The sequence below is a fragment of the [Scytonema hofmanni] UTEX 2349 genome, from assembly GCF_000582685.1.
Classification (GTDB): Bacteria; Cyanobacteriota; Cyanobacteriia; order Cyanobacteriales; family Nostocaceae; genus Hassallia; species Hassallia hofmanni.
Genome location: NZ_ALWD01000161.1, coordinates 21,596 through 29,768, shown reverse-complemented (window position 1 = coordinate 29,768; position 8,173 = coordinate 21,596). Strand labels below are relative to the sequence as shown.

Annotated in this window: 6 protein-coding genes; 3 read left to right on the top strand and 3 right to left on the bottom strand. The window is 40.6% G+C overall.

Annotated elements, in window-relative coordinates:
* On the top strand, positions 1-212 hold a 212-nt coding region (locus tag TOL9009_RS48290; RefSeq protein ID WP_221928622.1), incomplete at its 5' end, for a hypothetical protein.
* A 1,366-nt stretch (positions 213-1,578) separates the two neighbouring features.
* On the opposite strand, the gene TOL9009_RS44980 is transcribed toward TOL9009_RS48290, so the two are convergent.
* Entirely contained in the window at positions 1,579-1,791 is a 213-nt protein-coding gene (locus TOL9009_RS44980; RefSeq protein ID WP_144238107.1) for a hypothetical protein, read from the bottom strand.
* 24 nt (positions 1,792-1,815) lie between these two features.
* Between TOL9009_RS44980 and TOL9009_RS0101410 the strand changes: the two genes are divergently transcribed.
* Both TOL9009_RS0101410 and TOL9009_RS37385 read left to right on the top strand, forming a co-directional pair.
* Positions 1,816-2,226: a helix-turn-helix domain-containing protein gene (locus TOL9009_RS0101410; RefSeq protein WP_029630677.1), complete on the top strand. Its 411-nt coding sequence runs from the start codon at positions 1,816-1,818 to the stop codon at positions 2,224-2,226.
* A gap of 1 nt (position 2,227) precedes the next feature.
* A complete protein-coding gene (locus tag TOL9009_RS37385; protein ID WP_051502728.1) occupies positions 2,228-3,673 on the top strand; it encodes a hypothetical protein in 1,446 nt (481 codons plus the stop codon).
* Positions 3,674-3,682: 9 nt separating this feature from the next.
* On the opposite strand, the gene TOL9009_RS0101400 is transcribed toward TOL9009_RS37385, so the two are convergent.
* Both TOL9009_RS0101400 and TOL9009_RS0101395 read right to left on the bottom strand, forming a co-directional pair.
* The gene (locus TOL9009_RS0101400) at positions 3,683-7,669 is read right to left on the bottom strand and encodes a plasmid replication protein, CyRepA1 family (protein ID WP_144238106.1); all 3,987 of its coding nucleotides are present in this window, start codon (positions 7,667-7,669) and stop codon (positions 3,683-3,685) included.
* Positions 7,666-7,938, bottom strand: coding sequence for a hypothetical protein (locus tag TOL9009_RS0101395; protein ID WP_029630674.1), 273 nt, complete (start codon positions 7,936-7,938; stop codon positions 7,666-7,668). The genes TOL9009_RS0101400 and TOL9009_RS0101395 overlap by 4 nt, the downstream gene beginning before the upstream one ends.
* Positions 7,939-8,173 lie beyond the last annotated feature (235 nt).

Sequence of the window (8,173 nt, the reverse complement as noted above, 5' to 3'; positions counted from 1 at the left end):
TTCGCCTAAATCCCCGGACACTAGTGATGATGTGCGTAACTGGTTATGCCTGTGTCGTAACTGGTTATGCCTATATCATTACTGGTTATATTTGCATGATAACTGGTTATGTTTATGTCGCAACTGGTTATGCCTGTATCATTACTGGTAGCTGGTTATGTTTGTGTCGTAACTGGTTATGTTTACGTCGTAATCACTTCTCTTTTTCCTAACTGGTTATGCCTGTATGATAATTAATCGTGTATAAAATAACTGGTTTTTATAATTATCACAACTGGTTACATCATTTGTGACTGGTTATATAAACATAATAACTGGTTAGTTTAAGTTTGTCAATTATCTTAACTGGTTAATGATAGATATTTTTTCGCGCTTCTTTCGATGCGATCGCGAAACGCGCCTTCCGCAGAGCGGACGCTTCGCGAACGGTATCGCCATACCCAATCCTCAATGACCAAAACTTTGAAATTTTCCTCAAATTTTTTTCAAGGTGATTGAGTCTAAACACGCTCTAGATCCCTATCCCCCCTACATGAGGCTTGGGCAGGTTAAATATACTTGTTGAGGGGAGTTGTAAGGTTGTTAGCGAAAAACCTCGCTACTGTTCGATACAGCGAGGCTTTTTTAGTGGATGCGTTAGTGTTAGTGCGATCGCTCCGGCGCGCCTTCCGCAGAGCGGACGCTTCGCGAACGGTATCGCCCCCCATCGGTTGAGATGATGAACTAGTTAAAATTATCATAACTAGATAAGTATTTCAGCTTGAAAATTGTCTCGGTTATTCGCCTCTGACGGTCGTCGCTTCTCTTCTTAGGCTCCGCCAACGCTCGACCTCTCACTGCTCACTGCATTCGCCCCTGACGGTCATCGCGCTTCGCGAACGGTATCGCCATACCCAATCCCCAATGTCCAAAACTTTGAAATTTTCCCCAAATTTTTTTCAAAGTAATTGAGGGTTGACACGCTCAAGACCCCTATCCCTATACCCCTACATGAGGCTTGGGCAGGTTAAATATACATTATTAAGGTTGTCGTGAAAACCTCGCTACTGTTTGTGTCCACCCATTGCGATCGCCCCCCATCGGTTGAGATGATGAACTAGTTAAAATTATCATAACTAGTTACGGATACCTGCTTAAAAAATCGCGTCGGTTCTTCCCTTGATGACTGCTCACTGCGTTCGCCTAAATCCCCGGACACTAGTGACGTTAATCGTAACTGGTTATGTCTGCATCCTAACTGGTTATGTCTGCATCGTAACTACTCGCCTTTATCCTAACTGGTTATGAATATATGGTAATTAATCGTATATAAAATAACAGGTTTTAGAATTATCATAACTGGTTATATATCATCCGTGACTGGTTATATAAATATAGTAACTAGTTATTTTAAGCTTGTCAATTATCTTAACTAGTTAATGAAAGATATTTTTTTCGCGCTGTCTTTCGATGCGATCGCGAAGCGCGTCTTCGATATCGCCATACCCAATCACCAATGTCCAAAACTTTAAAATTTATCCCAAATTTATTTCAAGGTAATTGAGCTATAAGACGCTCTATACCCCTATCCCTATCCCCCTACATGAGGCTTGGGCAGGTTAAATACCCATTATTAAGGTTGTAACTGAAAACCTCGCTACTAGCTAAAATAGCGAGGTTTTTTAGTTGTGATGTTAGAGTTAGTGCGATCGCGATAACACCAACCTCAGAAAAAATGATGTGACATTGTTGGACAATGCCAAAAGCTATAACCAGTAAGCCTTTGAATCGATTAAAATATACAAATGTCACCTTATAACTACTTCTTTGTCCTAAATGTCACCTTTAAATGCAAAGCAGTTGCAAGCTATCAAGTTGTTGTCGGTTGGGAAGCTGCAAAACGAAGTAGCAGCGACACTTAAGATAAATCGTCGGACAATTGCACGATGGATGGAGAATCCATTATTTTGCGCTGCTCTTAGTGATGCACGACCGAAAGCAGTGCAGAAAATTGTAGAAAACGTTTCCCTGAAAATAGCCGACCTAATCGAGGTTAATCTACCGAAAGCTATCAAAACTGTGGTTCATATTTTAGATGATGTTGAAGCGCGAAATTGTGACAAACTTCGGGCTGCTCAGATATTGGGCAAGTGGGGAAATCTAGAGCAAAATAGTGAACCTGAAACTAAATCACAGCCGGAATTAGATTTACGCGCTTACTTATTAAACTTGTCAAATAAAAATTAAAATGATGCAAATTCCACACGTAAGCATTACAAAATTCGCAGAAGATAAATATTTATTAAATCAGTGTCTTTGGGAAAAACAAAAGGAAATTTTAGAATCATTTTGGGGGGGAAATTATACAAAAGGAGTTTGGGCTTTGGGAAGGCGTAGCGGTAAAACTCTTATGGCTTCTATATCGGCTTGTTATGCAGGTTGTGTACTAGCTGATGAATATAAAAAATTTTTAAGACCCAATGAACACTTTTATATCGTAACAATTGCTAACACCATCGACCAAGCGAAATTAGCATTAAATAACATCAAAAGTTTGATAGGAAATAGCCCATTACTTAAAAATTTAATCAAAAATGAGACGGCAGATTCTTTAGAATTATTAAATGGAGCAATAATTAAATCAATTCCCACAAGTTCAAGAAGTGCCAGAGGAATGGCAGCGCCATTTATTTTGTTTGATGAATTAGCGTATGCAATGGATACTAGCGGTAATAGCGCTGGAGATTCTCTTTATAATGCCCTAGCTCCATCATCAGCACAATTCGGAAATCTAGGAAGAATTTTATTGTTATCATCTCCCTACCGTCAGGAAGGTATTTTTTATGATATTTATAAACAAGGAATTACCGGATTATATGAAGATATTCAAGTAGTAAATTTACCAAGTTGGGAAATGAATCCAACTTTATCTAAAGCTTTTTTAGAAAGTGAAAAAGCGCGTGACCCTGACATGTTCGCAGTGGAATACGGGGCTAATTTCAGTCAAAATTTATCAAGCTTCTTAAGCGCAGATTTAATAGATTTAGCTATTAATTACGATAGAAAAAGCCTACCTCCAAACGACCACTATCTAGGAGATTATTTTTTAAGCTTAGACCCTGCAAAAGGCTCTCGCGACTCTTATACATCGTGTATAGCTCACTTTGAGGATAATTTATTAGTTGTAGATTTGTTTCATCAGTTTAAAGCGAATTGGGGTGGTGAAGGTCAAAAGAAACAAGTAAACATCGCAGAAGTTGAAAATTGGATTATTGAAAAACATAATATTTATGGTTTCTCGAAAGTCTGTCTCGATCAATACAATAGCGTTAGTTCAATTCAACGATTGTCCGGTTTTATTGATATCGAAGAAATAAACTGGAGTGCTAGTTCTAAAACTAAGGCATATTCAAAACTTCGGGAGTTATTCAATTCTCGAAATATCGAATTGTACCCACACGCTGAATCAATCCAGCAACTAAAAAGATTAAGTGTTTTTTATAAACCCGGCGGTACTTGGTCGGTAAGCGGTGGTAGTGGCGCGTCTGTGGATGATTTTTGCTCGGCACTGGCTGGAATTTTACTTATCGCAGATTATGATGCCGATTTCTGCGCGATCGAAGCGATGACTAGAAAAGTGCCTGGTGAGAGCGAGTACGCTATTCAGAATTGGTTACATTACTGGGATTTTTAAAAACTTTTTCTACCCACTATAATTTGGTTTACATTTTTCTTCCGCCCTCCAGTAGCTTAACCAACTACATACCCACTGTTTTAATGTTGGCGAAATTAACTCGGATGCTTTTTCAATAATAAAATCGAAACAACAAGCCCGTAAATCCGCCAACATTTCAACATTGTCGCAAGATTGTAATAAAGCAGCAGTGTCAGCTAAATTCTCATCTGTTACTAATTGCTGGCTTGGCTGAGTAGCTGTATCCTCAACAATCGACACCATTAAAGAGTTGAGATGCAAAACCCATTGTTTTATTTGGATTAATTTAAATTTAGGCAATAACTTACAAGCTTCTTTGAGGGCGTAAGCAGGTACAGCAGCGCGAACAGTCCCTAACATTTCAGCGTTCTCGCAAGCTCCCAACCAATTAGCTGTTTCAGTTAGATTTTCAGGCTGTAACCACTCTTCTGTAGTATGGTCAACTACATGATTGTGGGCTGATTCCTCTGGCTGAATAGCGATCGCAACTTCCTCAACCGACCAACTAACTTTAGATTTATCGCTCTGCATCCATGTAGTAAATTTGTACTCAATGCAGGATAAGATTGCTTGACGCGCTGCTAGTAGGTCAAATTGGCTGGAAGGGGTATTATTAACAAGTTCCGGGGGTGTGCCATACCCCTCTGGCTTATTAACAATTGGGGGGGGTGTGGCACAGTCGGTAGCTTGGGGAGGTGTGCCATACCCCTCTGGCTTATTAACAATTGGGGGGGGTGTGGCACAGGCAGACGGGGTACCGGTTGGAACTATTCGGTAATATCTAGTTTGTATAACGCCGTTATCAGTCTTAATTCGTTTCCTTTGAGCAAATTGTGTTTTATAACCAATGTAATCAAGCAAATTACTCAAAATCCTTAACCGTTCTTTGCCGTTGACCGTTTCTGGTTCAAAAGAGCTAATACGTAAAGCTAGCTGGATATCATTGCGACTACGTAAAGTATTAACTAAGCTGATGACCTCTGGGGAGTCTTTGTGATATTCCAATGGGCGAGTGGTAAAATCAAGAATTTTTAATTCTCGCAAAGCCCAAATAGCATCATGACCCATTGCCGAAACTCGACGGCTAAAGAAATCTTCGGAGAGCGCCGCGTGATTCCAAATTGACTCATGACGCTTTTGGGAAGTATCGTAATTGCTTAACAGCCAAAATCTCTCTTGCTGCCTAATAAATTCGCGGTTTTTGATTTTGCACTGATAAATAAATTCATCGCTCCAAAGTTCCGAGAAGTTAATACCCGGTAGTCTGTCAAGTAACCGTGTTTTTTCGATACGTCGCTGTGTTGCCTTGTTCGGAGATGCCTTTGCTTTTTTATTAGCCTCCTCAATTGAGTTAAACTCAACCGCCTCAAATACTTCTTTAGCGTGTTGTTTCTGTATCTCTACTCTGGCTTCTGATTCCGCTTCTTTTACCTTTATCGCGGTATCCCACTGCTCAATTGTGACGTTGTGTCCGGCTTCTCTCAATGCGTGGATGAAGCACTTTCGGTAATTATTCATCTCAAATTGGTCTAATGCAGCCAATTTCAGAGAGAAAACCCACCAATCATCATCATTACGCACAAGAGCCTGGATCATTATCTCTTTTGCACTTTGAGGGTTTTCCGCAGATTCGCTGGCAAGCATCAGCGATTGCATGATTCTATCTTTAAGAATTTCACCCATTACTTTTTCTGAATAAGTCATTGGGGTTGACCTGTCTCTAATGGTTGAAAATTCGGGACAGAAAATGTAATGAGGTATGATATTATCACGCAAGCGAACCGTAGATTGGTGCTGACTATTTGTTGCTAATACCCCAGCATAGAAAGAGAATTTGTGCGTAAAATACCCGTTTACAGTACAACTAATCCCACTCTCAGCAGTAGGAGAGAGAATAATGAAATCTGGTTTTTTATTTAAAACAAATTTGTTTGGATCAGCTAAGAATTCCTTAGCCCAACCTTCTGAAGTAGTTTCCGAGTTCAAAACATAGCCAGTTTTACCAGATTCTGTTAAAAGCTTGTAAAGCACTTTTGTACGTTCTTTGGAGTCGGCAAATATCCAGGATTTTACTTCCGGTCTAAGTAGAAACTTAACTAAAGGACTTCTATCACCTTTCTTGATTTCACCATCTTCGTCTATGCCTTCAATGAAAAATATATTATGAGGCGGAATTTTTTGGCGATTTTCAATTTTAATAACGTGCTTTTTAGCTGCTATTTTGGCTACAAAGTCAACGTAAATATCCGCTAGGTTTCCATCGTATAAAAAGATTCTATTGCTTTCTGCAAGTGCTTTTTTGAATATGCGTAAAATAGTGGCTTGCTCATTTCCTAGCGTTCCCCCATTAACAGCATACAGAAAAACAGAACATGTTTCGTCGATGTGAATGTCCCTGCCTTTGATGTGACCATCTACTTTTTTAAATGAGTCAATACACGAAACGATATTACTTTCTTTGTCTAGTAACATGAGATGCCCTTCATCATCAAGGTGAAGGTGATACATCGCAACGTCGTTTACTAACGCTCTCTCAGTTGTTTGCAGTAATAGGTTATTGCGATAACCGGGAATATAAGTACCAAAACCATTAAGATTTGCTTTTTTTATCTCATTAATTAATGCGTTTGTTTTACCAGTGCCTAAGCCAGATTTGACAGCGATGATTGCATCAGATTGAGGAATATCAATACCATCAAAACTAAATTCAGCTTGATTAATAACTACATCTGGGGTAAATTTTCGACTTTTGAGCCACTTATCCCACTGCCAATTATTAGCTTGTTGTTTGGGTTGAGAGTCTAGCTGTGATGATTCTTCGCTTTCATCTGTATTAACTTGTTGTGTGGGTTGCGAATTGTTCTGATCTGAGTCAGCGCTTTTATCAGCTAACCCAAAAAACTCAGATGGGGAAATGTAGTTAATTATCCCAAAATTCTGAATTTCATCAATGTCATTTCTGGCTTTTTCATACTGTCCCCACCAGCCAACAGAAACATCAAAACCATCAGACACTGCCAAGTCGATAGCAGCTTTATAATTCTTAACAATCTGTTGATTGTAAATTGCACCGCCATCAGGGAACAGTTTTACTGTTTTGGTAGTTTGAACTGCGATCGCCTGCTTAAAAGTTTCTGATGAGCCTTTGAAATTAGCCCCAGCCGCGCCGATGACCTGGATATCGGTACGATTCTCCCTAAGCCAAACTTTGAGCGCTACGATTAGTGATTTTAAACTACCCTCTACTAACCAAGTTTCGCTGATTTGGGTTGCTTCTGGATGCCTCCAAACAAATAGAGGTAACTCGCCATTGGGCAGGTGAGGCGAGTTACCCCCCTTACCCCGACTCGACAACCAAATATATTTGCCGTACTTATCGCGGTCGTCAGCTGCAATTTGATGTCCGACGATGTGACCTTGACCGTCAGTGGCAGCGATCGCGATGCCTCTAACGCCCGTAAGGGTTTCGTTGTTTGGATTGATACCAGCAAGCTTGGGTGAAATGTCCTTAATTTCTAATCCTGGCTGCCAAGTCCTTACCCAGCCTCGATTGTAGGCGAACCAAATTTCATTTTCATGTAAACCGCGTTTCTTGGCTAAAGCCTTATGGACGTGGTATTTACTGAGTGATAGTTTATCGTTAATGGTACGATATTGTCGATCGCGCTCCTCAACAGATAGCAGCCCTTTCAAAAAATCTTGACGTTGCTTCTGAACAAGCTGTCGTTTGGCAGTTTGTTCAGATAGCCAATTTTCACGCTGGGATTGCGTCCACTCCTGGCTATTGTCGAGGCAGAAAGCCGCCCACAAGTCGAAATGAGCTAGGCATTTATACCCATTGATAATTTCGCCAAAGCGGGTATCAGCGAAGGTCATGCAAAGGTGGTTGCTTTCCTCATGGTGATGCCTGCAATTTCCTTTGGTGTCCTCACAGATTGGGCAAGGGCGGGTGGTAGAGGTAGGAGTAAGACTCATGCTTCCACCTCCGTTGCCCGCTGGATTTTGCCTTCAATTTCCAAAAGCATAGCGACAGCTTTACCGCTGAACCAGGGTAGGGGAATAAGCCCATTTAGATAATCGCGCTCATGTTGGCTGATGTGAGGCGATCGCATCAAAACTTCCGGGTTAGGGCAAGGGCGAATCGCTAAATCACAACACCCAGATCGCAAGTATTTCGATCCACTACGCCGATCGCTAACGACGTTGTATCGAAAATTACCGCCGCATTCTTTGCAAATTTTCATACTGCTACCTCCTGCTGGAAGTAGCGATGAATGTATTTCGGTTTTTCTAGAAATACTTGATTATCTGTAGCGCTCCGTGTTACAATTGTTGAAATTGAATTTTCACACGAAGCGCCTCTTCTTCTCGGTCTGGGCGCTTTTTGCATGTCGGCTGTCCGTGGTAGGACAGCCTTTAACTATTGGTTCGCGAAACACATCTAGAAAATAATTTAATACTCACTTAAGATAAGAACAG